The following is a 25330-nucleotide window of genomic DNA, read 5'->3' as shown; positions in this document are numbered from 1 at the left end:
CGCGGCCCCTGTCAGCCGCCCTGCACTGCCGAGGAATCGCGGATGACCAGCGACGGGCTCGGGCCCTTGGTGCAATGCGCGATCTCGCGTCCGGCAATCAGATCCATCAGCACGCGCGTGGCCATGGCCGCGACCTGATCCAGATGCAGGTTCGCGGCGGTCAGCGCCGGGCGTTCCTCCCGCGCGCGCAGACCGTCGTAACGGGTCACCACGCGCACCTCGCCCGGCACCGCCCGCCCTTCCTCGCGCAGCGCCCGCATCACGCCGGAGGCGAAGGCATCCACCGGGGCAAAGATGCCGTCGAGCCCGGGATCCTGCTGCAGAAGCGCGCGGGTGACGCGATAGGCGCCCTCTTCCCCCTCCGCCTCGGGAACACGGATCACGCGCGGCGCGATGCCGAACCGCTGCATCTGCGCGTGATAGACCTGTTCGGTGATGCCCTGCGACACCCGCTGCGAGGCGCCGATGATCAGCGCGATGCGCCGCGAGCCCTGCTGCAGCAGATGGGACAGCAGCATCTCTGCCGTTTCCGAATAATGCATGTCGATCCATGGCAGATCGTCCTGTGCAGGCTGGCCGATCACCACGGTGGGCAGGCCGCGCTGCCGGAGCAGCGACAGGAAGGCGTCGTCGCGCTGCGGCTCGATGATGATCGCGCCGTCCATGGCCACGTTGCGCAGCGCGGTCGCGGGATCGGCGACCGGCGGCACCAGCACCAGCGCCGAATTATGCTCCAGCGCGTGAATCGCCGCAGAGGCGGCGATTTCCATCAGGAATCCCAGCCGCGAACTGCCCGCCGACACCGCCGCAGGCATCGAGGTCATCACCGCGATGGCATGGGTCATGCCGGTGCGCATGCGCCGGGCCGCAAGGTTGGGCACATAGCCAAGCTGCGCCACGGCCTGATCGATGCGCTGCCGCGTCACCGGATCGACCCCGCGCATCCCCGACAGCGCATTCGACACCGTGCCCTGCGACACCCCGGCAAGCTTCGCCACATCCTTGACGGTCGGTCGCCGCCCCGCTGGTCTGTCCATATCCTGCCTTGCCATTCATCATTCTGCCCGTTTTATCAGCGGGCGCTTCTTTAAGGCCAGCCTCGACCTTTAAAACGTTTTACTCAAGGCGGAATCGTCCGTAACGCTTGGTTAAATCGTTTTAAGAGGCCCAGATGACCGCTGTTGACCAAACCACGCTCCGCCGTCGCAGGACCGGACTCACCGCCATCGACCGGGACCGCACCGCAGGCGGCTACACGCTGTTTGCGCCCCAGACCGGCGGAGGCCGGGTCGATCTGGTGGATATCGAGGGAAATTCCGCGCATCGCTGGCAGATGCCGGTGCGCCCGGGCCGCGATGCGGTGATCCTGCCCAATGGCAACCTTGGCTACAATGGCAGCCACGCCACCTCGGCGGCGCTCTATCCGGCATGGGATCTGTGGCATGGCGGCGATTTCTACGAAGCGACCCCCGAGGGCGACATCGTCTGGCGGCACGAGGACATCTATCACCACCATGACGCGCACTGGCTGCCCAACGGCAACCTGCTTTACACCGTTGCGGCGCCGCTGCCCGCCGACAAGGCCGCCCGCGTCACCGGGGGCGATCCGCGCAAGGACGGGGCGGATGGCATCATCCAGTCCGACATCCTGCGCGAGGTGAACCGCGCGGGCGAGGTGGTGTGGGAATGGCGGATCTGGGATCACCTCGATCCCGCCGATTTTCCCGTCCATGCCAATTTCGACCGCCGCCACTGGCCGATGGTCAACGGCGTGTCGGTGACCAGCGACGGGCTGATGCTGCTGAGCCTGCGCACCACCTCCGGCGTGGTGGCCGTGAACCGAGAGACGGGCGCGGTGGTCTGGCATGTCGGCCCCGACGTCGTGGCGCAGCAGCACACGCCGGTGGAAACCGAAGGCGGCAACATCCTTGTCTTCGACAATGGCAACCTGCGCACCGGATCCACCTCGCCGTTTTCCCGGGCGCTGGAATTCGACCGCTCGGGCCGGGTCGTGTGGTCCTATGCCGATCCGCTGCCGATGGCGTTTTTCTCGCCCTATATGGGCGGCTGCCAGCGGTTGTGGAACGGCAATACCTTCATCTGCGAAAGCGCCTTTGGCCGCCTGTTCGAGGTCACACCAGAGGGCGCGGTGGTCTGGGAATATGTCATCCCGGACTTCGCAGCCTATCCCGAACCGCTGGCCCAGTTCATCACCGGTGAGCATAACAGCTGCTTCCGCGCGCATCGCTACCCGGCCTCGGCGCTGCCATGGCTGAAGGAGCGCGCGCATGGCTGATCCTGCTTCCCCGCGGCGGGTCCGGCCGCTGCTGGCCATGGGGCTGGCAGGGGCCACCGGCCTTGGCCGACCGCTGCTGTCTTTCGGCTTCATCCTGATGCTGTGGTTCTTTGTCACCGCCGCCGGGCTGGTGCCGGAACAGATCTTCCCCTCGCCGCTGTCGGTCTGGCAGGCCGGGGTCGAGATGGCGGAGAACGGCACGCTTGCCACCGATCTTGCCGTGTCGATGCGGCGGGCGGCCACCGGCTTTGCCATCGGGTCGGTGCTGGGGGTCACGCTGGGCCTGCTGACGGGACGGGTGGCGCTGGTCCGCGCGCTGCTGAACCCCTTTCTGACCCTGCTGCGCCCGATCCCGGCCATCGCTCTGGTGCCCGTGGCGATCGTCTGGTTCGGCATCGGCGAGGGATCGAAATATTTCGTCGTCTCCTACACCGTGTTTCTCACCGTCTGGTTCAACACCCATCACGGCATGGAATACATCCCCGAGATCTATCTGCGCGCCTCGCGCTCTCTGGGGGCGTCGCGGCAGCGGGAATTCCTGACCGTGGTGATCCCTGCCGCCGCACCGCATATCGTGGCGGGGCTGAGGCTGGGCGTGGCGCTGGCGTTCCTGAGCCTTGTGGCGGCGGAACTGTCGGGCGCGTCCTCGGGGCTGGGATACCGGCTGCAGGAAGCACGGCAGTATATCCGCACCGACCGCATGTTCGCGCTGCTGATCCTTCTGGGCGCGCTCGGGGCCTGCGTCGATCTGCTGGTCCGATGGGCGGGCCGCAAACTTGTCCACTGGCAGCAGGGGTGATGGCGATGTCAGGTCATGTCCGCGTCGATCAGGTATCGATCACCTTCAAGGGCAAGGAGGGGCCGGTCACGGCGCTGGCCCCCACCACGCTGCATCTGGCGCCCGGCAGCTTCACCGCGCTGATCGGCCCGTCCGGCTGCGGCAAGTCCACGCTGATGAACGCCATCGCGGGCTTCGTCACCCCCGCCAGCGGCGCCATCACGCTGGACGGCACCGGCATTTCCGGCCCCCGGCCCGATGTCGGGGTGATCTTCCAGCAATATGCGCTGTTTCCGTGGTTCACGGCGCTTGGCAACGTCAAGTTCGCGCTGAAACGTCTGGGCCTGCCCAAGGCAGAGCTGCAGGACCGGGCCATGGCTGCGCTGGAGGAGGTCAATCTGGCGGATCACGCCCGCAAGTTCCCGCAGGAGCTGTCCGGCGGCATGAAGCAGCGCGTGGCCATCGCCCGCACCTTCGCCTCCGGCCCCAAGGTGCTGCTGATGGACGAACCCTTCGGCGCGCTGGATGCCCAGACCCGGATCGTGATGCACCGCCTGCTGATCGACATCTGGCAGAAGCACCGGGCCACCGTGCTGTTCGTCACCCATGACGTTGACGAGGCGCTGCTGCTCGCCGACCGCGTCTGCGTGATGAGTCAGGCCCCGGGCCGGATCCTGCGCGACTATCCGCTGGATCTGCCCCGCCCCCGGTCGCTGCGCGCGCAGGCCGAGGTGCTGCTGCCGATCCGCGAAGAGATCATCGAGCTTCTTCACCCCACTTCCCCCCACTCCCGCGCATGAGGACTGTCATGAAACACGCCATCTTTGCCCTGTCGCTGATCCCCGCCGCCGCCGCTGCGGATCCCATCACCTTTGCCTGGACCCCGAACCCGCAGACGCCGCAGGTCGATGTCGCCTTGGCCGAAGGTTATTTCGAGGAGGCGGGGCTGGAGGTCGCGCTGGTCAATTTCGCCTCCGGCCGCGAGGCCTTCGAGGCGCTGCTCGGCGGGCAGGTCGACATCGCCTTCATGGCGGAATTTCCCGCCGCCACCGGCGCGCTGACCGGTCAGGATTTTGCCATCGTGGCCGATCTGACCCGCTACACCGGCAGCCGGATCATCGGCAACAGCGACCAGTCGCCGCTCGACAGTCTCTCCGATCTGGACGGCAAGCGCATCGGCACCACGCTTGGCACCAATGTGGATTACTTCCTGTCCACGGCGCTGACCGAGGCGGGGGTCTCGGCAGAGGTCATCAATGCCGCCCCCGGCGATCTGGTCCCGGCACTGGTGCGCGGCGATGTCGACGCCATCGTGCCCTTCCCGACCTTCTATCAGGGCGCCAAGGACGCGCTTGGCGCGCGGTATCTGGAACTGCGCCCCGGCAGCTACGAGCCGCATTACATTCTGGCCGCAAGCCCCGACATGCTGGCGCGCGATGCCGATCTGACCGCCTTTCTGGGCGCGCTGGTCCGGGCTGATGCCGATGTCGCCGCCGATCCCGCCATGGCGGCGGACAGGGTTTCGGCCTCGCTCAGCGGCAACGTGTCGGTGGAGACGCTGCAGGGCATGTGGGCCGATATGGAATTCGGCACCGTGCTGGCCCCCGATCTGCCGGAACTGCTGGCGAGCGAGGCCGCGTGGATCGTCGGTCAGGGCGTGATCCGCGCCGAGGTGCCGACCACCGCCGACATCGCCGCGATCCTTGCCCCCGGCCCGCTTGCCGCCGCCGCCCCCGAGGTGGTGACGCTGAACTAAGCGCCGCAGCCCCGGTCCGGCTGGCCCGCGTGGTCAGCCGGGCCGGTCCGGCGGTTCGGCAAGCACATGCGCCAGAACCTGCCACGCGCGGTCCGGCATCTGGCTTACATTGAACCGCATGAAGCCCGCCGCCGTCTGCGCCGGGCTGAAGATGTTGCCGGGCGCCAGCACCACAGTCTCGCGCAGCGCCGCCCGCGACAGAGCGGCGGCATCCCGGCCCTCGGGCAGGTGGCACCACAGATAGAAGCCGCCGCGCGGCATCAGCCATGGCGTGATGCCCAGATCGGCCAGCCGCGCGGCAGCCTCCTTTCGCGCGCGGGACAGCCGCCGCCGGACCCCCTCCACATGTTTGCGATAGCTGCCATCGCTCAGCGCCGCGCCCACGATCTCGGCGGCGATGGGGCTTGGTGTAGGGGGGGACTAACTTCCGGACAGAACGATGATCGAGGAAATCGCCCATTAAGAGCATAAAAGAAAAGGGAAAATCCGCAGATCATGCGAAGTTCGTTTCCGGACGGAAGTGCAAGTTAGTGGATGGAAATGAGCGATCTGGGCGGTTCGATCGCGCATCCGATCGACATTTGGTCTACAAAAATCACGCATCAGGTAACGTACTACCAACATTAAGGAAATTGTCGGGTTCCGCGATCACTATTCCGAAGTAAAGGAAGCTTGGCGGCCTCATAATTTTCCGAGATAGCACGCCAAGGGGTGACCAAGCGGTCACTCCTTGGCGTAATCGGTCACACCTTACAATAACTATTACTAAACAACGGGTTAGATAAAATTCAGTCGTGACTTGGCGACGATTAAGGTGTGACCACGCGAAGTGTCAGGATCGGTACCGTCAGGCCAGTTCCTGACGGCAGAGGCGCGGTCAAAATCGGCAGTTCTAGCCCCGCCTCTGGCCACTCAGGGTCGCGGCCGATCTTGACACCATCCCAGGGATTCCTCGTTCCGCCGTCTGTGCTACCTTGTCGCCAAATGAGGTTCTCGCATGAATGACGTCGCATCCCTTCTTCAGTTGCCCACTGACACCATAGTGGTCTTGGCGGCCGGGTTTCTGGGCTACCGGATAGCCTCCGTTGGTCTTGATCGAGGCCACGGCAGCGCCGACGTCATCTTCGGCTCGCTGGTCTTCGCGGTCGTGGCTCGGATAACGGCGATGGCTGTCGCCGCACCTGGCGGGTCGGTCTGGGCGGCAACCGCATCCAGCATCGTCATTACGTGCCTGGTGGCCATGCTGTGGCGTCGGTGGGGAAGCACATTGGCATACCGTCTTCTGCGGGCCGCCGGCGTTTCAACATCAGATCGGCACCAAACGGCCTGGGACCCACTGCGGGTGAACCCGGCGCTGCGGCCGTCTCAGATCATCGTGCGCCGAAAGGACGGAACGCAGCTCATGTGCGATCGTCTCGATCGCTTTGCGGCCCTGCCCACCAGATCCTGTTCGTTCGGAGCGGATGGATCGGTCGCTCTGTATGTGACGGACGCCAGAGGGGCGGAAGATGAAGACTGGGTCTCCCAGGACGTCGAAGGGCCCGACGACTGGGGAAACCTCATGACCTATGTGCCAGCGAGCGAGGTGGCGCAACTGATGGTCAGGTACTGACCATACTTCGGCTCCAGCTTTCAATTGCCCTGTGCAGGCGATGAGCCGAAATACACTTTTCGTACAGACGAGCATATGGTCTCGATTGCGCCGTACATGATCTCGTCGTCTCCGATTGAAAATAGATCACCGTCTGTCTTGAGAAAGGCCATAAATGGGAGGTCTCCAGAGTACCCGCCATAGCCATTTTTTGCATTCACCAATCCGCACACACTGATCTGACCGTCATCACCTTTCACCGCGATGACATCACGAAGCATAGCACTTCCGGGGTCTCTGAGCCCCCTCGCAACCACCATGTCGAACCTTGCAAGCTCTGCCTCCGACAACGAGTAGGCCTCGCCTGGTGTGACCTCGTTTGCCGAAGCCGCTAGTGGCGAGAGGGCGATCACGAGTGCTGATGCCAAGCTCAATATATTCATTTTTCTGCAACCTTAGGTTTTGGGCTTCGATGCTCTACTGCAGCATACCGCGCGACTGACGACGCGCTGGTGTCTCAAAATGGGTCGGAACGGGCCGGGTGCCGTTTGCGCCCGCTATGTTTCGTCCAGGCATGATATCCACATGAACACCTTTCCTGATCGCAATCGGCTAGGGGAAACCTGACCAGTTCGTCCTGCCTTAGCCAGCGGCCAGACAATTTTTCGACGCCCGCGCAGACTGGATCGCCCTTGAAGTAATGAACTTCAACATACGGTAGGTATCTCATGTCATCTGACATGCGCTCAGTTAGCTGTGCGATCCGTTGCTCGCTTTGAAGCCATCGGATAACCCTTCCTGTTATGGCATCGAGCATGCGACCTTCGATGCGGTCTAGAACGTCAACCGAGATGTACTTTCCTCGAGCGACTAGCTCTAACAGCTTCGCTATTTCGATTGGTGTGAAATCGTGTCGATACGGACAGGAAGCCATCGCCTCGATTACGTAGGGCATCACATCCACAGGCTCACCAGAGCCGACTACATCAACAAAATATGGGGCGAGCTTCATCAAGGTGCCCGGCAAAAATATACGACCCTGCCGACGACGTGAAGGTCATCCGCAGTCTCCGGTCCAAAAGCTTCGACGGGGTAGCCTTCAGCGGTGTTGTCGGAAACCAGCTCCAAATGACCGTCCATGCGCCACCTCGCGCGCTTGACGACGAGTCGATCAGAGACGCTGAATACATAGATGCAGCCGTGCTCGACGGAGCGCTGACTGTGATCCACCACCAGAATTGATCCATCTGGGATGGTAGGCCTCATGCTGGTGCCTCGTGCCCAGATCAGTGAGCATTGTTCGGGGGTGGCACCCTGATCGCGCAAGAAGCGCCGCTCGAATGCCATGACGCCATCGGCGCGCTCCGAAATCGGGAGCGCGCCGTGGCCAGCGGATGCATAAACCTCGTCGTAGACCGGAAGGCGGATCATGTCCGACTGATTGGCCTCAGGTGGGGAAGAAAGAACTTCTGGCTGCGCTCCTCCGCCCTGACCTTGGAACATTTCGCCATCGCCGGTGAGTAACCAGTTGAGATTAACAGAGAAGTCCTGTTTATAGCGCGCCAGAAAGGCTTGATCGGGCTCGGTGTCACCGCGTTCATAGCCACCCAACGTTTCAGCGTTCATCCCCAAAATCTTGGCAAAAGACTTTCTGTCCTTAGCGCCCAAAGCGCTGCGCACCGACGTGAGACGCTCAGCGAACGGTGTCTTCGAGATCGGTTGTCGTCCCATATCAAAGTAGGAAATCTCTGTTTACTAGACAGAAAAACCCTGTTAATCCTTTCTTATGCGGCCTGCTTACGCGTGCCGCTGTTGCGCTTCTTAACCCGAATAAGAGCCGATGTTTGCGGCATCGGCTCTAGAACAGGAGGTCTCCCTAATGACCCAAGTCTGGACGAAAGCCCGGATCAAGTGCGCCTTGGAAGAGCGCGGCATGACCCTGAGCGGCCTTGCCGAACTCAATGGTATCGACCCGAGCCACATGCGGCAGGTGTGGTGCCGCGCTGTTCGCCCCGCAGAACGGGCCTTGGCCGACTATCTCGGCGTCAAGCCCGCGGAGCTTTTCCCGGATCGGTATCCCATCAGGAAGTCCCGGATCCTTTCTGCGGAAAATGAGGCCCTGATCGCAAGGGCAAAAGCGCAGCGTGCTGCTGACAAGGAACGGGCGGCATGACCGGCATTTCGTCCAGACCAGCGGCTGTTCCTGACATCTCGTCCGAGGAATTTCGCGCCTCGGCACGGGATGTCGGCGAAGTCATCTCCTATCTCGCGGGCGGCGTGAAACCCGATCCGGAGACGCTGTCCCGCCTGCTCCTCTCGTTGCGCGGCATTCAGGGGTTTCTGAAGCAGGAAGCAATCGAGCAGGCAAACCGCGAGGAAATCCACGCGCATATCACCCCGAAGGGGACAAAGCTGAGGTTTCTCGAAGAGGGGCTCGGTGCGGGTGTCAGGGGGATGCGGGTATGACGTCGCCTGTCAGAACTTTCGCCAAGTTTCGCGCCCACGCTCAGGTGATCTCCATCCTGACCAAGGCGTTGGCAGAGACGCGTGAACAGCAGGATGAGCTCGACCATGATCCGACCATTCTGAACGCCGTCATCGAAGAGCTGGAGAGCTTAGTTGTCCACACTGCCGAATTGCTGACGATCCGTCTCGGGGACCTTGATGATCTGGGCATCATGGATGCGCTTTCGAAGGCCACTGAGGCGATGCCGCGCGTGGAGATCACACATGCGGATCGGTAGTGTCATTGTCGGGCTCGACGACGTGATCGGCGCGCTTCTGATCTTCGCGCTCCTCGTGATGGGGCTCGGGATCGCTGCCGGTCTCGGCGCCTTTGACCCCGAGGTGCTGTGATGCCGTCCGGCTGGTGGTTCCTTCCGTTCAGCTTTGTGGGCGCGCTCATCTGGGCCGCCGCGCTCTCCGGCATGTTCTTCTGAGACTGCAGCGTCGGGCGGCCAACGCACGCCGCCCGCTGCTTAACTTCCTCACTACAGGCAAAACATGACCACCATGACGTACCTCGATCTGCCCTTGGCGCAGATCGACATTCCTGACGATCGCGCCCGCAGCTATGACGCGGCCTCTGCCGAGGCACTGGCCGCGATCATTGCCGCGCAGGGTCTGATGCACCCGATCACGGTCCGGCAGGTCGGTGACCGCTACCGGTTGGTGGCGGGGCTGCATCGCTATCAGGCCTTCCGCATCAACGGCGCAGAGATCATCCCCGCCCGGCTGTCCACCGCTGAAACCGACGAGGCTGCGCGGCTGGAAGAGGTGATGGAGAACCTCGGCCGCGCCGAGCTTTCCGCCCTCGACCGCTGCCAGCATCTGTTTGAACTGAAATGCATCTACGACGCACAGCACCCTGGTGCGTCTCAACCGGGTCGCCGGGCAAATGGGAAATCTTTTCCCATTTCCGATGATAAGGCCGAAGTCTTCGGCTTTGCGGCGGATACCGCCGAGAAGGTCGGACTGTCAAAGCGCGCCATCAACCTGGCCGTCAAGATCTGGACCAACCTCGCGCCGACCGTCCGGCAGCAGCTGGTCGGCACCGCCGTGGCGCGCAAGCAGACTGAGCTCAAGGCGCTGAGCGAGCTGGATCCCCGCAAGCAGCAGCAGGTTCTCGATGTGATCCTTGATCCCGAGACCGAGGCATCGAACGTGGCGGGCGCCATCGAGGCCCTCGCTGGCGGCGTGTCCGAGGTGTCGACGGAAAAGCGCTTCAAGGCTGTCCGTGAGGCCTTCGGCAAACTGCCCGATGCTGCCTTGGACATGGTGGTTTCGGCGGAAGCCGATCGGGTGATCGCCTCGCTCAAGCGGCTGGGACATATCTGATGCGCCGCCACCGCGACCCATTGACCAAGGACCTCTTCGACTGGCAGCCGCCTCAGGTTGCCGTCGGCTATGGTCCCGAGGTCACGGGCCGCGGGCGGCTGGATAACAAGATCGCCCGGCTGATCGGCCAGGCCCTGCGCGATGCCCGGGATGACGGGATGACGCGGGCAGCCGTGGCCCGGGGGATGTCGGATTATCTGGGCCGGACTGTCAGCGAAGCGATGCTCAACAAATGGTCCTCTGAAGGCTCAGAGGACCACCGCATCCCGCTCGATGCCTTCATCGCTCTGGTTCACGCCACCGGCGTCAAAGACCTGCTGGGCTTCGCGCCGGGCGAGTTCGGTCTGACCGTGATCGCATCGGAATACGCCAAGATGATCCGGCTGCAGCTCCTCCGGGACAAGAGACAGGAGTTGGAGGCGCAGGAGCGGCTCTTGGAAGCAGAAATAAAGGTAAGACGATGAACGATATGTCGCTGCCGGTGATCCGGTCACATCTTCAGGAATTCTTTACCGCCGCTGAGCTGGCCGAACTGGCCAAACGGTTCGGATACAAGGCGTTTCCGCATACAAAGAGCGGTGTGATCCGCTACGCCAAGCGCGAGGGATGGGGCGACCTGCCGCCGTCGCGCTGCAGAAAGCGCGCAGGCAAAGAAGGCGGCGGGGGTCTTGAATACCATATCGCGGTGGTGCCCCGGCTGGAGAGCCTTCTGGCCGCTGAACGCATGATGCAGGCGGACAAGGTCGCCAGCCGCGCGGTGTCTTTCACCAGCGCGGACGAGCCCGCCACCGAGGTTTCCACCTCGCAGCGCAAGATTGCCGAGGCGCGCGGGCAGGTCCTGACCGCTGTGATCGCCTATGCCAGCCGCTGGGGCATGAAGCATGGCGCCGCAATCAGGGATTTCATCCTCGCGCAGCAGGGGCATGCGGCATGGCTTCAGGCGTGTCAGGTTCGCGATACCGGCGAATTCCTGACGCTTGAACACAAGCTGAAGCTGAAAGAGGGATCGCCCATGGCGGCGCTTCCGCCGCTTGACGAGCCGAAGAAGCGGCGCACGGCGGATCGCCGGTTTCCCTTCGGCTTCGGCGTGTCCGAGGAGTTGCTCGCGCAGGCCAACAACCGGCCACGCAAGGGCCACGCCTTCCAGAAGGTCAGCCGAACCACCCTCTATGACTGGCTCAAGTCCTATCAGGAAGGCGGCCTCGTGGCGCTGGCGCCCGCGCCGACCAAACAGGAAGAGCCGATCCCGGATGATTTCTGGCGCTTCATGCGGGGCTATGCCCGCCCGGCGAAGCCGAAGATCACCGAGGTTCACCGGGACTATGTCGCGGCCGCTCCGGCAGGCACCGAACCGCTGTCGATCAACCAGGTCGAATACATCCTGCGCGAGAAGCTGGATCACATCCAGAAGAACAAGGGGCGCGAGGGCCGCCTTACCCTGCGGGCGCGCATGGCCTTCGTGTCCCGGGATACCAGCGACATCCTGCCCGGCACCATCTATGTCGGCGACGGCCACACCTTTGACGCGCGTGTCGAAGATCCGGGTGGGTCGCGCGCTCCGATGCGGCCCGAGATCACCACGATCATCGATGTCGCGACCCGCCGGGCGGTGGGCTGGGCGATTTCGCGCAAGGAAAACGTGATCGCGGTCACGGAAGCCTTGCGCAACGCGTGTGCCGATCACTGCATCCCCGCCGTCGTCTATTTCGACCGGGGCGCTGGCTACAAGAACAAGGCCTTCGACAATGAAGGCAATGGCCTGATGGCCCGCCTCGACATCACGAAGATGCATGCGTTGCCCTATGGATCGCAGGCAAAGGGCAACATCGAACGGTCACATCAAAGCATCTGGATCCCGTTCGCCCGGGAACTGCCGACCTATCTGGGCGAGGAGATGGACAAGGAAGCCCGCCAGAAGATCGACAAACAGATCAAGGCGGATCGCCGGGAGTTCGGTTATTCCAATCTGCTGATGAGCTGGCAGGATTTCCGTCAGGAATGCCAGCGCCGGATCGACGATTACAACAACCGGCCCCATAGCGAACTGCCCCGCTTCGCCGATCCCGAGACCGGGCGGCTGCGGTTCATGTCGCCGAACGAATACTGGCAATACCACGTCGATCAGGGCTTCGAGCCGGTTCTCGTCGATCCGTTCACCATGGACGACCTGTTCCGCCCCTACGAAAAGCGGACCGTCCACCGGTGCCTGGTAGAGCTCTGGACCAACGAATATTTCAGCCTCGATCTGAACCCCTATCACCAGCAGGAGGTCTATGTCGGCTACGACTATAACCAGGCTGACAGGGTCTGGGTCCGGGAAATCGATCCCGAGACGCGCGAGGTCGGCAAGCTCATCTGCGTCGCGGCGTTTGGTGGCAACAAGGTCAGCTACATGCCCAAAACCTTCCTGGAAGGCGCCATGGAGCGTCGGGAAAAGGGCCGCCTGAAGCGCAACGACCTGCGGCGTGAAGGCATCGTCGAGGAGCGCAACGCCCCGCTCATTCTGGATCACCAGCCTGCGGGTGCGGTGATCGACATGGCGCCCTTGGGGGTGCCGGAGGCGGAGAAACTTCCTGCCCGGCCTTCGGCGGCGCCCGCCCGGCGCGCCCAGTCGGCGCAGATCAATCCCGATGCCGAGCTTGCGCTGCAATGCCTTGCCGATCCGTCGCAGCTGACACCCGGGCGGGTGCGCCTGCTGCGCGACGTCATGGCCAGCCGGGCCGGTCAGGAGGTGCTGAGGAATTCAGGCGTGGACCTGTCGAGTTTGGACGACCTTCTCAGGTCCGCCGCCTGATTTGTGACGAGCAGTCAACGAAGAGGAGACTACATGAAACCCGATTTCGTGAAAACCCGGAATTACATGCGCTTTCTGGGCGCGATGAGCGACCTTGAAATGCGCGGCTCTGCAGAATGCCGGCTGATCATCGTCGATGGCCCGCCGGGCCTCGGGAAGACCACCATCCTGTCGCTTTGGGCGGATGATGAAGATTGCACCTATCTGCGGGCGAAGACGGACTGGGACCCGTACTGGATGCTGGGCGAGATGCTGACATCCATGGGCATCATGAACCCGCCGCGCGGCCATCAGCAGCGCTTCAACGCCTGTCTGGCCGCCTTGGCCGAGCGGTCGCGCGATGCGGCTGTGGTCCAGCGGCAGTTTGTGGTGGTGGTTGATGAGGCCGACCACGTGTCCACGAAGGGCAAGCTGGTCGATACCATCCGCGACCTGACCGACATTTCCGGTGTGCCGTTCATCCTGGTCGGTATGGGCAAGATCAGGGACAACCTGACGCGCTACCCGCAGACCGCGTCGCGGATCAGCCGCTATGTGCGGTTTGAACCGGCCACCGTCGAAGAGGTCACCGAGTTTCTGGCGGCGAAATGCGAAGTTCCGGTGGCCGCCGATCTTGCGGCTTTTGTCCACCGCGCGACCGGCGGGTTCAATCGCGAGATCCTCGAAGCGATCAAGTCCATCGAACGCTTTGGCCTGCGGAACCCGCCCGCATCCACGGACGGCCTGACCCTGCGCGAGATGGCGGGTCAGCATCTGACCAACGACCGCAAATCCGGTCGTCCGATCCATGTTCCGGGGGTGACGAAGTGACCAGCGAGCCCACCAACCAGCATCGCATCCTCTACCATCTTGGCGACCGCTGCGAGGTGATCGCACAGATTGGCGAGGCACTGAACCTGAGCAACGCTCAGGTCGGCAAAGCTGCGTGCGGGCTGATCGCGAGCGGATATATCGAACGGGTTGAACGTGGGTGCTTCCAGCTGACCGAAGCTGGCGCGCAGGCGGTGGCGAGCGGTGTCAGGATTTGTGGCGGCGGAAGCGGGCCGACGAAGACGATCCGAAAACCCTCTCGCAACACGATCCGGCAGCGCGCATGGCGGGCAATGCAGATCCATCGTGAATTTACCGTTCCCGATATCGCGATGGTCGTATCCCGCGCCGATCCGCCGAAGGCTTACAAAAGCTTGCACGGTTTTCTGCGCCAACTCGTCGCTGCCGGGTATGTCATGCGGACAGCGCGCAAAGTGCCCGGTACCGCGTCCGGTTCGAACGGCTTCAACCGTTTTCGGCTCATCCGGGATACGGGCCCTCGCGCGCCGGTTTACAGCCATAAACGCGGGTCTTTCCACGATTTCAACACCGGGAAGGATTGGCCGTGCAAACAGGTCTGAAGCTCGACCTTCCGGAGCTGGAATGGGTGCGCCTGCTGCGCGAGCAGCGGTCCAAGGGAAAGACCGTGTCGCAGATCGCCCGGGAATGCGACATCCCGCGTCCCTCCATCTCCATGCTGATCAGCGGCACCTATCCCGCGCGCAGTCTGGATCTTGCCACCAGGCGCCATGGCGCACGCGTGGTGCGGCTCTATCGCGACCGCATCATGTGTCCGCACCTGCACGAGGGCATCACGGCGGAGGCCTGTCAGGTTTTCGCCACGGCGCCGATGTCCACCTCAAATCCTGACAGGCTTCGGCACTGGGCCGCCTGCAGAAGTTGCCCCCTCAACCCGACCAAGGAGACCTGAAATGTCAACTGCAACGGCTTTCACCCCCGCCCCGATCCCCGATGGCATCATCGACGTCCAAGGCAGCCCTTATATGAAGAACCCGACGGGTGGCCTGCACCCGGTCGAGGCGATCCCTCCTGTCAAAAAACTGATGGACGAGACGGTCCGCCGGGAATTCGGATGGGCACAGGCGCTGTCGGAGCAACTGCGCCGCTTCCGCAATCATCTCATGTTCAATCTGGACGCCTTCGACGATCTTGTGTCGCAGGAATACGGCGTGTCGATCGGCGGGCCCAAAGGGAACCGCAGCTATACCAGTTTTGACGGGCTCTGGAAGATTGAGGTCCGCATGCAGGATCGGATCGCCTACGGCCCGGAAATGCAGGCCGCGAAGGCCCTTTTTGACGAATGCATCCATGAATGGTCCTCGGAAACCAGGGCCGAAATGCGGTCGATCGTCACGAACGCCTTCAATATCGATCGCGAGGGCCAGATCAGCCGCGCCGCCATCGCCGCTCTGCTCAGAACCGAAAGCGAAGATTCTCGTTGGCTGCGCGGACAGGATGCCATCCGGGACGCCGCCTATGTGATGGGCGCGAAGGAGTATGTTCGGTTTTCCTTCCGGAATAGCCATCGCGATGGCTGGGAACCGCTCACGATCAACCTTGCCAACGCCTGAAACCAGCCCCGGCCGGGTGATCCGGCTCGGGCGCAATCTTCAATCCAAGGAGACCCCCATGGCAGTCTTTTCCAAAACCCAGCTGGTCAAGGCCGTGGCCGATGAGCTCGGCTTCAACCAGACCAACGTCAAAGAAATCCTTGATGCTGCGCATGCAAAGATCGCGGAGCGCGCAGATGCCGGTGACACTGTCAGCATCGCGGGCTTCGGGCGCTTTCAGACCAAGGATTACAAAGCGCGCGTTGGACGGCATCCCGGCAACGGCGCGCTCGTCGATATCCCCGCCAGCCGCCGCCTGACCTTCAAGGCGACCAAACCGACCACCTGAGCGAAACGCCCCTCGGGGCGTCGTCCCGGCGTGGTGGCCGGGGCCTGATGAGCAGCTGGAGGGATCGATGTCAGCAGATGACATTCGCAAAAAGATCGCGGCACTTCGCCGCCTCGCGCGCGACGCCGGGGCGTCGGAGGCCGAAGCCATGGGCGCCGCCGAAAAGGCCGCAGCGCTGATGCGGGAACATGGGCTTTCCGACGAGGATGTCGAGTTCGACGAACAGTCGGTCCCGGTCAAAACGAAGGGGGCCTCGGCCCGCGACAGCCTCTGGGGCATGGTCGGTCGCTGCACCAACTCCGCCACGATGTTCGATCCAAGCTGGACGCCGGTGATCACCTTCGTAGGCCATGCCCCGGGACCGGAGATCGCCTGCTACCTCGTCGAGGTTCTGAACCGCGCGGTCGATCAGGAGATCGCAGGCTTCAAGCTCAGCCCGGAATATAAGCGCCGTCGCACGATCACCACGAAACGGGCGGCTGTCAGGGATTTCACCTATGGTCTCGTCCTGCGGCTGCGCAGCCGCCTGTCGATGATGTTCGCCGAAACGATGTCTGACGAGGCATGGACCAAGTCCCGTGAGGTGCTCTCGGTCCGTTTTCCCCAGGCCGGCGTCATTACCAATAAGCCGACCCGGCCGCGCTTCGAAGGCGCGACCTATGCCGGCTATCGTGCGGCGGACCGCGTCCAGCTCGCCCACGGCGTCAATGGCGGCCGTCCGATGAAGCAGATCGGAAAGACGGGATCATGAGTGTCGGGATCGTCATCGGCTTTGGCGCGGTCTGGTTTGCCGCGACGACCGCGCATTCGGCGCTGCGTCGCGAGTCTGCTGACGTCATTGCCCTCGGTGCTGTGCTGACGGTGCTTTTCACCGCCTCTGCCGCCGCCATCCTCATTCTTTAGGGAGGAAGACACATGCAGCTTCGCCCCGATCAATCCTTTGTGGAACGCACGCTGATCCTTGAAGAGGCCCTTGGCGGAATGCTTGAGGCCTTCGGATTTGAGCTCTCTCATGATGCCCAGGGCAACCGCAGCGTTACCGGCGCCTTTGGGGAGCCGCAGTCGCTGTGGGCCATGGCGCAGGATCTGGAAGGTCGGCTGGCATGACCGACCGTTCCCTTCACCGCATGATCCATGCCGGTTGTCGGCAGCTCGGGATCGACAGCGACACCCGGCATGACCTGCAGTTCGTCGTGACCGGCAAAGCCAGCATGTCCGACATGTCGGATGCGGACCTCCGGAAGGTTCTGGAGGCGCTCAAGAAGCGTGGCTTCAAAACTCAGACGCCCAAGCGCCGGCCGCAGGCCAAACGAGGCGATGTCCGATACTGCCACGTGCTGTGGCGCCTTCTGTTCATGGCCGGGCATGCCAAGGCTGCAGGCCCGAAGGGGCTGAATGCCTTCATCCGTGCTCGGTTCGAGACGAAGTGGGGGCATGTGCCGCTCGACATCGACATGATGACGGAGGCGTCGCAGATCAACGATGTGGTTGAGGCGCTGAAGAGCTGGTGCCAGCGCTCCGGCATTCCGACGCGGTGAGGCCAGAATGAACGACCTTTCCTTCCTTCCGGAGATCCTGCTTGGCGTGGCCGAGGAATTGGGGGTTGGCGTGGCCCTCAAGCTGATGCAGCATTACGGCGGGCAGGAGGTCTACTTCGCGAAGAAGCCCTCGGCGGAGCTGGTCGAGCTCTTTGGTGACGCGCAGGCAGCGGCGCTTTGTCATCACTTTGGCGGCCAGCCGATCTATGTGCCGCACGGCAAGGTGCAGCGGCGCCGTCAGGAGGTCGGGGCCTTGGCCGCAAAGGGTCATGACAGCCGGGCGATTGCCAGATATCTCGGGATCTCGCAGAGGCATGTCCGCCGTCTTGCGAATGCGCCACCTGGCCAGCTTTCTCTTTTCCCTGATGAAGACTGATCCCTCGGACACCTGTCCGGGGGACTTTTGATTTGTGCCCATGCGATGCCTCGGAAAACCGGAGGCGACATGCGTATCATCAACCACAAGGTCGAGGGGCTGACCTTTCAGGAAGCCCATTACATCGGCGACGTCATCACGCCGGAAATCGTCGTTCTGCATGACGCCGCAGGGCGGCTGGAGAAGGGCAATTCCGCCGCCTACCTCGCGTCAGCCAATCCCGGCAAGGTCAGCGTGCATTTCGTGGTCGAGCGCGACGCGACGGTCACCCAGCAGGTGCCGACGAACCGCCGCGCCAATCACGCGGGCCAGTCCAGCTATCACGGCCGCACCGGGTGCAACGGCTTCTCGATCGGGATCGAACTCGTCAATCCGGGCAAGATGACGACCGTCGGCGAACTCGGCCGCTCGCTCAGGAACGGGTCGTATTCCGCTGACAAGGGCCGGGCCTGGTGGGGGCAGATTTTCGAGGCCGGTGGTGAGTTCGACATCGAATATGTCGACACGCCCCAGCACGGCGCGGGGGTCTGGATGGGTTACACGGTCGAACAGATCGACGCGCTGGTCGCCCTGCTTTCAGCCCTCTTCCGCGACATCCCGACCCTCAAAGACATCACCACGCACTGGTATGTCAGCCCGGGCCGCAAGGTCGATCCGGGCCCGCTTTTCCCGCTGGAGCAGGTTCGCGCGCTGGTCCTTGGCCGCGACGATCCGGCGGATGCGGCAGCCGAGGAAGGCTCCAGCCTGTCGGCCATCAACGACATGATGGTGCAGATCAAAGCCAACGGCGACACGCTCAACATGCGCCGCTGGCCGTCTTTCAATCCCAACGTCATCGCCGCCATCCCCGACGGCGTCGTGGTCCCGGTGATCCGCTCCGGCACGTTCGACGGCCGCTCTTGGCATCTCGTTACCTATGCCGGTCGGGAAGGCTGGATCGTCGCAAGTTACACCTCACCCCACCAGTCCGAACCCCACCTCTGAAGGATCCCGGTCATGAACCTTGCCCTCCCAACCCTTGCCGTCTGGAAGGCCCGATCCTTCTGGGCGCAGCTCCTCCTCCTCGCCACTGTGCTGCTGAACTCGGCGGGGATCGATCTGATGGGCCTGTTTCAGGCCATGGGCCTCGGGGACAGCCCCGAAGCCGTGATCGACAGCGGCCTCAGCATCTGGCAGATGATCGCGCCGCTGATCTTCGGCTTCTGGGCCTGGTGGGAACGTCAGTCCCCGAATTTCCGTCTGGTCTGGCCGTGGCAGGGCTCCGCCGTCGTGCTGCTTGGCCTATTCCTCATGGCCGGAACCCAGGCCGACGCCGCCGTCCTGGATGGTGCGACGGCGCCGCAGGGAGTGTGGGGCTGGGTCGTCGTCGGGATCGTCGGCTGGATCGGCAGCCTCGTCCGGAGCCACGTCGCGATCGAGAAAGAGGCACGCGCGCGCGAGGCCCTGCATTCCGCTTCCGCCTCCGGCCTGCTCATGGCGCTGGCGCGGGGCCTGTCAGGATCGGACGCCCTGCAGGCCGCGGATAACCACGTCCGGGCGAGCGTCCCGGATGCCCTGAAGACGCTGAGCCCGAGCGCGGGCGTGCTGCAAAGCATCATCGAGAGCAAGATGCGCGAGGTCGAACTTCGCCGCCCCACCTCGATCACCATCGAGTCCTACGGCGAAAACCTTGCGACGGGAAACGCGCTGCGCCGCAACAAGCCATCGTCTGGGCCCCACCGGTAACCGGAGACCGAATGACCGACTTCCCCAACCACTTCGCCGAAAGCATCCATCGGGCCCATAACCGGCTCGATAGCCATGACGGGCGGCTCCGGACCCTCGAACTCAACGAGGCCGGCATGGCGCAGCAGATTTCGCACGCCAACGAGAAACTCAACGGCATCCAGCAGAGCATCACCTGGGTGCTGCGCCTCATTGTCGGCGGGCTCGTGTCGGCCGCCATCGCCTTTATCATCGCCGGAGGGCTGAATGGCACCGCGCAATAACGAAGAGCTGCGGCGCAAGGCCCGGGCCGACTATGTTTTCCGTCGCTTCACCCAGGCGACCATTGCTGCAGCCTACGGGCTCAGCGAAGCCACCGTTGGCCGCTGGAAGAAGGCGGCGAAGGCACAGGGCGACGACTGGGACAAGGCGCGCACCGCCCATGTGATCGCGGGCGAAGGCGTGGAGGCCGTGGTCTCCAGCGTCGTCGAAGATTTCATGATGCAGGCGCAGTCGATCGTCGAAGAGATCAAGAGCGGCAATCACTCCGTGCAGGAGAAGCTCGGGATGCTGGTCTCACTCTCGGATGCGATGACCAAGATGGCGGCCAGCGCCAAGAAGTTCGCGCCCCGGGTGTCGGAGCTGGGCGTGGCGCAGGATGTCATGGGCAAGCTTCTGGACTTCGTGCGCGAGGAATTCCCGCAGCACGCGGCAGCCATCCTCGAGATCATCGAGCCCTTTGGCGAGCACCTGACCGAGCTCTATGCGTCATGATCCGGGCCATCGCGTTCACCGATCGTCGGCTGCATCGCGAGACAGCTCTGCCCGGCAGCCTCTGGTTCACGGAGGCGGAAGACGGCAAAAGCCCGGCGCTGTGGTTCTTCTGCCCCTGCGGGTGCGGTGACGTTGCCCATATCACCATCGGACTTGGCGCCAAGCCCGCGGCCACGCCCAGCTGGTCCTGGAATGGCCGCACCGATGCACCGACGCTGACCCCCTCGGTACGTCAGCTCAACTGCGGCTGGCACGGCTGGCTGCGCGACGGTTACTGGCAGCCCGTCTGATGGCAAGGAAATCGCTATGACCCGGCGCCCCAAGCTGAAGGCAACCCTCAGCAGGAAAGACTTCCGCGACAAGATCGCGGAGATGGCGAACGATTTCGCCCGGCACATCGAACTGAATGTCGAAGCCTTTGCCGCCGATCCTGCCGCCCGGCTGGCCCGCCTTGCCCGCGTGGCAGAGCAGGACGGGTTCCAGTTCTTCATGGAAACCTACCTGCCGCACTATGTGCGCGGGGATCATAGCCTGTTCCACCAGCACATCTTTGCGCGGGTGCCGGAGATCCTCGCCTCGGAAAAGGGCGTCAGAGATCTGTTCATCGCCCCCCGCGGTGCCTCCAAATCCACCCACCTGTCGCTCGGGTTTGCGCTCTATTGCATCGTGCGCGGCCTGAAGCGCTACATTATCGAGGTTTGCGACGTCTATGAGCAGGCGGCGTTGCTGGTCGAGGCGATCAAGGCTGAGCTGACCACGAACATCCGCCTGCAGAACGATTTTCCTGACGCCTGCGGACAGGGGCGGCTGTGGCGCGAGGGCGAGATCGTTACGCGCAACAATGTCAGGATCGAAGGCCTGGGCGCTGCCAAGAAGATCCGGGGCCGTCGGCATGGCCCGTTCCGGCCTGACCTGCTGTTTCTTGACGACATCGAGAACGACGAGGCGGTCCGCAGCCCGGATCAGCGCAAGAAGCTCTGGAACTGGATTTACCGGGCGGCGCTGAAAGTGGGTCCGCCCGATGGCAGTATGGACGTGGTCTGGGTCGGCACTGTGCTGCACTTCGACGCGGTCATCGTGCGCGCGGCCAAGGCCCCCACCTGGAACGTCACCGAGTTTCAGGCGGTGGTGCGCTTTCCTGACGACATGGAGATGTGGGACCGCTTCGAGGAAGTCTATCAGAACGATGGCGAAGAGGCCGCCCGCGCATTCTACCATGCCAACCAGGCGGAAATGGATCTCGGGGCCGTGGTCAACTGGCCGTCGGTGCAGCCGCTCCTCTTCCTCATGCTGGAGCGTGCGGCGGATCGGGAAGCCTTCCAGACCGAATATCAGAACAAGCCGATCAGCGAGGGCAATCCGTTCGGGGACCTGACCTATTGGGTGCAGCGGATCCGGGAATGGACCTTCTTCGGCGCGATCGACCCCTCCCTCGGCAAGAAGGCCAAGGGGCGCGATCCCTCCGCCATCCTCATCGGTGGGTATGACCGCCTGCAGGGGCGTATGGACGTGGTCGAGGCGTCGATCCGCAAGCGGCTGCCGGACCTCATCATTTCCGATACGATCGCGCTGCAGCGGGAATATCACTGCCTGCTGTGGTTCGTGGAAGCCGTCCAGTTTCAGGAGTTCTTGCGCACCACCCTGATGGTCACCGCGGCCCGCCAGGGCGTTGGCATCTCTGCTGTGCCGATCACGCCCACCGGCGACAAGGATCTGCGCATCGAACGCCTGCAGCCGCCGGTCAAGGCCGGACTGATCCGGTTCAACGCCACCCAGACCACGCTGATCGACCAGCTGCAGCAATGGCCGAACGCCGATCATGATGACGGTCCGGACTGTCTCGACATGCTCTGGCAGAACACCCTGATCTATGCCGGCAGCGGTGTCAGCGGTCAGATCCAGTCAGCCTCGGCCCCGATCGGTGATGACCGGCTCAGTGGCTTCCGGATGGGGGGTATATGATGCGGTGCAGCTATTGCGGCTCGAACCTGCACGACAAGCGCACCTGTCCCCACACATGGGGCGGCTCGTCGCGCCGGGCCAACCTTCGCTGCAGCTATTGCGGCGGTCGCGATCACGACGCCCAAGCTTGCAGCAAGCGCCACACCACCACGGATTTCCGGGCGCGAGGCATTCGCATACTGGACCCTCGGGTCCGCTGAAAGGAGCTGCCGCATGGGCCGCCGCAAACGCAAATCCGAGGCCAGAGCCCAGGGGACCGCAGCCTATGCGGAGCCGGGCCGCCGCAATCTGCCCGCCGAACAGCGTGGCCTGATTGCCAATGTCGCCAACGACATCACCATCCCGTTCTTCACCGGGGTGCTGCAGCATGTCGATGACACGCTGATCCAGCAGGGCGGCGGCAAGGGCCTCAAGATCTATGACGAGATCGAACGGGACACCCATGCTTTCGCCATGCTGCAGAAGCGCAAAAAGGCGCTGGTGGCACGGGAATGGCAGGTCGAGCCCGGTGGCGAACGCGCCATCGACAAGGAAGCCGCCGACCTGGTGGAAGAGTTCTTGCGCGCCTTGCCCTTCGACCTCATCTGCGAAGACATGCTGGATGCCACGCTGAAGGGCTTTGCGGTCAGCGAGATCGTCTGGGCGCGCGACGGCAACCGCATCCGGCCTGAACGCCTCGTGGCACTCGATCAGCGCCGCTTTGCCTTCGATCGGGACTGGAAGCCGCGGCTTCTGACCTATGCCGCGATGTGGGAGGGCATCGAGCTGCCCGATCGGAAGTTCGTCGTTCACCGCGTGGGCGTGAAGGGCAACAACCCCTATGGGCTCGGGCTGGGCACGCGCCTCTTCTGGCCGGTGCTGTTCAAACGCGAGGGCATCACTTTCTGGCTGCATTTCCTTGAGAAGTTCGCAGGCCCCACCATCGTCGGGAAAACCCCCTACGGCTCGCTCAGTGACCAGCAGACCGAACTGCTCAACACTCTGCAGCGCGCGCGGACTTCCTCCGCCATTGCCGTGCCCATCGGGACGGATATCGATTTTCTCGAGGCCAGTCGCTCGGGGAGCGTGAGCTATGAACAGTTTCTAGCCTATTGGGACAAGCAGATCTCCATCTGCACCACCGGTGAGACGCTCACCACGCAGGTCGGGGAAAGCGGAGGCAACCGGGCCTTGGGCGAAGTCCACCAGGAGATGCTGGATCTGCTGGTCGACAGTGACGGTGATCTGCTGGCGGGCGCCCTGCGCGGGCAGCTGCTCAGCTGGATCGTCGCATACAACCTGCCCGGCGCCGCCATCCCCAGCGTCTGGCGGGTGCGGCCCAAGAACGAGACAGCCGAGGCGAACAGCCGCAAGGCCAAGGCGGGCGCCGCCGAGGCCACCAACAAGGCCCTGCGGCAGATCGTCGAAGCAGCTGCTGCCTTTGAAGATGACGCCGTCGCCCGTGATTACATCGTCTCCTTCGAGATCACCGACCAGCTGTCGGACCGCACCATCGACGCCCTCGTCACCGGGCGCCGCGCCTTTGGCAGCGCAGCAGCAGCCGGTCCTGCCGTGACCGCCGATCCTGACAACCCCGCCTTCGCGGCGCCCAGGCTCAAAAAAAAAGCCTGACGGACAGGCATGTCTGCTTCGCGGAACCTGAAGGCCCGGTTGCACGTCTCACCGATCTGGCCGTGGCGGCCGCACAGCGTCACTTCACGCGGCGCATCACGGCCATTCGCCGGCTGATCACGGCGGCCCAGGAAAATCCGCTGCCCGAAGATGGCTGGGACGATATTTCCCGGGGGCTCCTCGATCTTGCCGCCACCTGGACACCTGACGCCCTGGCGGGACTGCTGATCCAGGTGCTGGATCTTGCAGCGCTCGAAGGGCGCGAGACGGCTCTTGCCGAAGCCGAGGTGCCGGTGGCCTTTGCCGAGCCGGATTTCACCCGTCAGGAATTCCGCGAACAGATCGATTTTCTGACGCAGAAACGGGGCAAGCCGACCAAGGTCTGGACCGATGCGATGCTGGCGGATCACGACCGCGCCTTCGTCGTCGCCGGCGTCACCGACATGTCGATGCTGGAGGAATTCCAGGCCGCGGCGATCGAGGGTGCGCGCACCTATGACATCGGCACCTTTGCCTCCGAGTTCGACAGGCTCGTGGAAAAATACGGCTGGTCCTACAATGGCGGCCGCGACTGGCGCATCCGGACCATCTTCGAGACCAACATCCGCACCAGCTACATGGCGGGCCGGCTGCGCCAGATGCGCGATCCGGACATGGTGAAGCTGCGGCCCTACTGGCAGTACCTGCACGCGGACACCCGGGTGCCGATGTCGCCCCGCCCGCAGCATGTCACCTGGGATCGGCTCGTGCTGATGTGGAACGATCCGTGGTGGGACATCCACTTCCCTCCCAACGACTGGAAGTGCAGCTGCGGCGTGCGCACCCTGTCGAAGGGTGATCTGCGCCGCCTTGGCAAGGACGGCCCGGACACCGCCCCGGACATCGTCACCCGGCCCTACACCCACCAGGCCAGCGGAGAGACGGTGCAGCTGCCCGAGGGCATCGGCTATGGCTGGAACTACATGCCCGGCGATACCTGGGAGCGCGGGCTTGTGCCCTCGGCCCTGATCGACGAGGCGGGCGGGCTGCAGCCGGACGGCCGCCATGGCGCCCGGATCGACACCCCGTCGCCGCTTCAGGACCTGATCGACGCCTCGCGCCCCTTCAGCGCACAGCCTCTGGAACCGGGCTTGCCGGAGGAAGACTATGTCCGGGCCTTCCTTCAGCCCTTCGGAGCGGAGATCGGATCGGCGGTGCTCTGGGAAGATCCGGCCGGCACCCGGCTGCCGATCTCGGATCAGCTGTTCCGGGATCGGAGCGGAGCGTGGAAAATCGGCAAAAGGGAGCGGGCCACATATACGCCGCTCTTCGCGGAAGCTCTCATGGATCCGGATGAAATCTGGCTGGGCGTTGCGCGCAAGCCCGACCCGATGGACCCGACCATTGAGGAGCTGCTGATTGACCGACGCTACATCCGTGTCGATCCGGACAGCGGGTTGATGGTCGTGTTTCAGATCGGGCGGCGCTGGTGGGAAGGCGTGACCGCTTATGTTCCGACCGACAAAAAGGGGCGACCCAATCGCGGACTTCTCGATCGAAGACGTGGTGGCAAGCTGATCTGGAAAAGAAAATGACGGCCGAGG

General features: G+C 63.5%; 34 protein-coding genes and 1 other RNA gene. 31 read left to right on the top strand and 4 right to left on the bottom strand.

Translation table 11 applies throughout. From position 1 onward, the window contains the following. Positions 1 to 11 precede the first annotated feature (11 nt). Positions 12 to 1037, bottom strand: coding sequence for a substrate-binding domain-containing protein (locus VK682_RS03325; protein ID WP_089844849.1), 1026 nt, complete (start codon positions 1035 to 1037; stop codon positions 12 to 14). A gap of 134 nt (positions 1038 to 1171) precedes the next feature. Here VK682_RS03325 and VK682_RS03320 point away from each other — a divergent pair, with 134 nt between their 5' ends. The 4 genes from VK682_RS03320 to VK682_RS03305 are packed head-to-tail and all read left to right on the top strand — an operon-like array spanning position 1172 to position 4830. Next, positions 1172 to 2296 carry an aryl-sulfate sulfotransferase gene (locus VK682_RS03320; protein WP_230796254.1) on the top strand — a complete coding sequence of 375 codons (1125 nt, stop codon included), beginning with the start codon at positions 1172 to 1174 and terminating at the stop codon, positions 2294 to 2296. Next, a complete protein-coding gene (locus VK682_RS03315) occupies positions 2289 to 3095 on the top strand; it encodes an ABC transporter permease (RefSeq protein ID WP_089844847.1) in 807 nt (268 codons plus the stop codon). The genes VK682_RS03320 and VK682_RS03315 overlap by 8 nt, the downstream gene beginning before the upstream one ends. Next, positions 3095 to 3874 carry an ABC transporter ATP-binding protein gene (locus VK682_RS03310; protein WP_207543561.1) on the top strand — a complete coding sequence of 260 codons (780 nt, stop codon included), beginning with the start codon at positions 3095 to 3097 and terminating at the stop codon, positions 3872 to 3874. Before VK682_RS03315 ends, VK682_RS03310 begins: the two co-directional genes overlap by 1 nt. Before the next feature lie 8 nt (positions 3875 to 3882). Next, positions 3883 to 4830 (top strand): ABC transporter substrate-binding protein, encoded by a 948-nt coding sequence (locus VK682_RS03305; protein ID WP_230796256.1) that lies wholly within the window; start codon positions 3883 to 3885, stop codon positions 4828 to 4830. Between the two features lie 33 nt (positions 4831 to 4863). On the opposite strand, the gene VK682_RS03300 is transcribed toward VK682_RS03305, so the two are convergent. Further along, entirely contained in the window at positions 4864 to 5217 is a 354-nt protein-coding gene (locus tag VK682_RS03300) for an aminotransferase class I/II-fold pyridoxal phosphate-dependent enzyme (RefSeq protein WP_324781516.1), read from the bottom strand. Between the two features lie 610 nt (positions 5218 to 5827). Here VK682_RS03300 and VK682_RS03295 point away from each other — a divergent pair. Continuing rightward, entirely contained in the window at positions 5828 to 6442 is a 615-nt protein-coding gene (locus tag VK682_RS03295) for a hypothetical protein (protein WP_324781443.1), read from the top strand. A 20-nt stretch (positions 6443 to 6462) separates the two neighbouring features. On the opposite strand, the gene VK682_RS03290 is transcribed toward VK682_RS03295, so the two are convergent. Together VK682_RS03290 and VK682_RS03285 are read right to left on the bottom strand one after the other, a co-directional pair. Then, positions 6463 to 6864, bottom strand: a complete 402-nt coding sequence (locus VK682_RS03290) for a S26 family signal peptidase (RefSeq protein ID WP_324781442.1) — start codon at positions 6862 to 6864, stop codon at positions 6463 to 6465. Between the two features lie 568 nt (positions 6865 to 7432). Beyond that, positions 7433 to 8152: an XRE family transcriptional regulator gene (locus VK682_RS03285; protein WP_324781441.1), complete on the bottom strand. Its 720-nt coding sequence runs from the start codon at positions 8150 to 8152 to the stop codon at positions 7433 to 7435. A gap of 148 nt (positions 8153 to 8300) precedes the next feature. On the opposite strand from VK682_RS03285, the gene VK682_RS03280 reads away from it, so the two are divergent. The 26 genes from VK682_RS03280 (at position 8301) to VK682_RS03155 (ending at position 25321) form a co-directional block, all read left to right on the top strand. Then, positions 8301 to 8594 carry a helix-turn-helix domain-containing protein gene (locus tag VK682_RS03280; RefSeq protein ID WP_324781440.1) on the top strand — a complete coding sequence of 98 codons (294 nt, stop codon included), beginning with the start codon at positions 8301 to 8303 and terminating at the stop codon, positions 8592 to 8594. Next, complete coding sequence (locus VK682_RS03275) at positions 8591 to 8887, top strand: hypothetical protein (protein WP_324781439.1); 297 nt, start codon at positions 8591 to 8593, stop codon at positions 8885 to 8887. Before VK682_RS03280 ends, VK682_RS03275 begins: the two co-directional genes overlap by 4 nt. After that, positions 8884 to 9165 (top strand): hypothetical protein, encoded by a 282-nt coding sequence (locus VK682_RS03270; RefSeq protein ID WP_324781438.1) that lies wholly within the window; start codon positions 8884 to 8886, stop codon positions 9163 to 9165. The genes VK682_RS03275 and VK682_RS03270 overlap by 4 nt, the downstream gene beginning before the upstream one ends. Beyond that, positions 9152 to 9277 carry a hypothetical protein gene (locus tag VK682_RS03265; RefSeq protein ID WP_324781437.1) on the top strand — a complete coding sequence of 42 codons (126 nt, stop codon included), beginning with the start codon at positions 9152 to 9154 and terminating at the stop codon, positions 9275 to 9277. The genes VK682_RS03270 and VK682_RS03265 overlap by 14 nt, the downstream gene beginning before the upstream one ends. A gap of 147 nt (positions 9278 to 9424) precedes the next feature. Next, a complete protein-coding gene (locus VK682_RS03260) occupies positions 9425 to 10258 on the top strand; it encodes a ParB/RepB/Spo0J family partition protein (protein WP_324781436.1) in 834 nt (277 codons plus the stop codon). After that, positions 10258 to 10722 (top strand): hypothetical protein, encoded by a 465-nt coding sequence (locus VK682_RS03255; protein WP_324781435.1) that lies wholly within the window; start codon positions 10258 to 10260, stop codon positions 10720 to 10722. The genes VK682_RS03260 and VK682_RS03255 overlap by 1 nt, the downstream gene beginning before the upstream one ends. Continuing rightward, positions 10719 to 13052, top strand: coding sequence for a Mu transposase C-terminal domain-containing protein (locus tag VK682_RS03250; protein ID WP_324781434.1), 2334 nt, complete (start codon positions 10719 to 10721; stop codon positions 13050 to 13052). Before VK682_RS03255 ends, VK682_RS03250 begins: the two co-directional genes overlap by 4 nt. Positions 13053 to 13118: 66 nt before the next feature. After that, on the top strand, positions 13119 to 13862 hold the full coding sequence (locus VK682_RS03245; protein ID WP_324781433.1) for an AAA family ATPase: 744 nt from the start codon (positions 13119 to 13121) through the stop codon (positions 13860 to 13862). Then, a complete protein-coding gene (locus tag VK682_RS03240; protein ID WP_324781432.1) occupies positions 13859 to 14443 on the top strand; it encodes a hypothetical protein in 585 nt (194 codons plus the stop codon). The genes VK682_RS03245 and VK682_RS03240 overlap by 4 nt, the downstream gene beginning before the upstream one ends. Beyond that, positions 14428 to 14793, top strand: a complete 366-nt coding sequence (locus tag VK682_RS03235) for a hypothetical protein (protein ID WP_324781431.1) — start codon at positions 14428 to 14430, stop codon at positions 14791 to 14793. The genes VK682_RS03240 and VK682_RS03235 overlap by 16 nt, the downstream gene beginning before the upstream one ends. 1 nt (position 14794) lies before the next feature. Next, entirely contained in the window at positions 14795 to 15454 is a 660-nt protein-coding gene (locus VK682_RS03230; RefSeq protein WP_324781430.1) for a DUF3164 family protein, read from the top strand. 58 nt (positions 15455 to 15512) lie between these two features. Further along, positions 15513 to 15782 (top strand): HU family DNA-binding protein, encoded by a 270-nt coding sequence (locus VK682_RS03225; RefSeq protein WP_324781429.1) that lies wholly within the window; start codon positions 15513 to 15515, stop codon positions 15780 to 15782. After that, an RNA gene (locus tag VK682_RS03220) (hammerhead ribozyme type II) lies at positions 15781 to 15843 on the top strand. The genes VK682_RS03225 and VK682_RS03220 overlap by 2 nt, the downstream gene beginning before the upstream one ends. Positions 15844 to 15849: 6 nt before the next feature. Next, positions 15850 to 16533: a DUF7168 domain-containing protein gene (locus VK682_RS03215; RefSeq protein ID WP_324781428.1), complete on the top strand. Its 684-nt coding sequence runs from the start codon at positions 15850 to 15852 to the stop codon at positions 16531 to 16533. Next, positions 16530 to 16685 carry a hypothetical protein gene (locus VK682_RS03210; RefSeq protein ID WP_324781427.1) on the top strand — a complete coding sequence of 52 codons (156 nt, stop codon included), beginning with the start codon at positions 16530 to 16532 and terminating at the stop codon, positions 16683 to 16685. The genes VK682_RS03215 and VK682_RS03210 overlap by 4 nt, the downstream gene beginning before the upstream one ends. Before the next feature lie 12 nt (positions 16686 to 16697). Next, on the top strand, positions 16698 to 16889 hold the full coding sequence (locus VK682_RS03205; RefSeq protein WP_324781426.1) for a hypothetical protein: 192 nt from the start codon (positions 16698 to 16700) through the stop codon (positions 16887 to 16889). Continuing rightward, positions 16886 to 17320: a phage protein GemA/Gp16 family protein gene (locus tag VK682_RS03200; RefSeq protein ID WP_324781425.1), complete on the top strand. Its 435-nt coding sequence runs from the start codon at positions 16886 to 16888 to the stop codon at positions 17318 to 17320. Before VK682_RS03205 ends, VK682_RS03200 begins: the two co-directional genes overlap by 4 nt. Before the next feature lie 7 nt (positions 17321 to 17327). Beyond that, entirely contained in the window at positions 17328 to 17696 is a 369-nt protein-coding gene (locus VK682_RS03195; RefSeq protein ID WP_324781424.1) for a Mor transcription activator family protein, read from the top strand. A gap of 69 nt (positions 17697 to 17765) precedes the next feature. Beyond that, positions 17766 to 18680 (top strand): N-acetylmuramoyl-L-alanine amidase, encoded by a 915-nt coding sequence (locus VK682_RS03190; protein WP_324781423.1) that lies wholly within the window; start codon positions 17766 to 17768, stop codon positions 18678 to 18680. A gap of 12 nt (positions 18681 to 18692) precedes the next feature. Beyond that, positions 18693 to 19421: a hypothetical protein gene (locus VK682_RS03185; protein ID WP_324781422.1), complete on the top strand. Its 729-nt coding sequence runs from the start codon at positions 18693 to 18695 to the stop codon at positions 19419 to 19421. 11 nt (positions 19422 to 19432) lie between these two features. Further along, the gene (locus tag VK682_RS03180) at positions 19433 to 19684 is read left to right on the top strand and encodes a hemolysin XhlA family protein (RefSeq protein ID WP_324781421.1); all 252 of its coding nucleotides are present in this window, start codon (positions 19433 to 19435) and stop codon (positions 19682 to 19684) included. Further along, positions 19668 to 20174, top strand: coding sequence for a DUF1804 family protein (locus tag VK682_RS03175; RefSeq protein ID WP_324781419.1), 507 nt, complete (start codon positions 19668 to 19670; stop codon positions 20172 to 20174). Before VK682_RS03180 ends, VK682_RS03175 begins: the two co-directional genes overlap by 17 nt. Then, complete coding sequence (locus tag VK682_RS03170) at positions 20171 to 20464, top strand: ubiquitination-like system serine protease family protein (RefSeq protein ID WP_324781418.1); 294 nt, start codon at positions 20171 to 20173, stop codon at positions 20462 to 20464. The genes VK682_RS03175 and VK682_RS03170 overlap by 4 nt, the downstream gene beginning before the upstream one ends. 16 nt (positions 20465 to 20480) lie before the next feature. Continuing rightward, positions 20481 to 22136, top strand: coding sequence for a phage terminase large subunit (terL, locus tag VK682_RS03165; RefSeq protein WP_324781417.1), 1656 nt, complete (start codon positions 20481 to 20483; stop codon positions 22134 to 22136). Positions 22137 to 22349: 213 nt separating this feature from the next. Then, on the top strand, positions 22350 to 23747 hold the full coding sequence (locus VK682_RS03160) for a DUF935 domain-containing protein (RefSeq protein ID WP_324781416.1): 1398 nt from the start codon (positions 22350 to 22352) through the stop codon (positions 23745 to 23747). 62 nt (positions 23748 to 23809) lie between these two features. Continuing rightward, the gene (locus VK682_RS03155; RefSeq protein WP_324781415.1) at positions 23810 to 25321 is read left to right on the top strand and encodes a PBECR2 nuclease fold domain-containing protein; all 1512 of its coding nucleotides are present in this window, start codon (positions 23810 to 23812) and stop codon (positions 25319 to 25321) included. Positions 25322 to 25330: the final 9 nt, after the last annotated feature.

This window comes from Salipiger marinus (genome assembly GCF_035481585.1).
Lineage (GTDB): Bacteria > Pseudomonadota > Alphaproteobacteria > Rhodobacterales > Rhodobacteraceae > Salipiger > Salipiger marinus.
The sequence above is the reverse complement of the archived record's forward strand: the minus strand, read 5'-3'. Positions and strand labels throughout refer to the sequence as shown.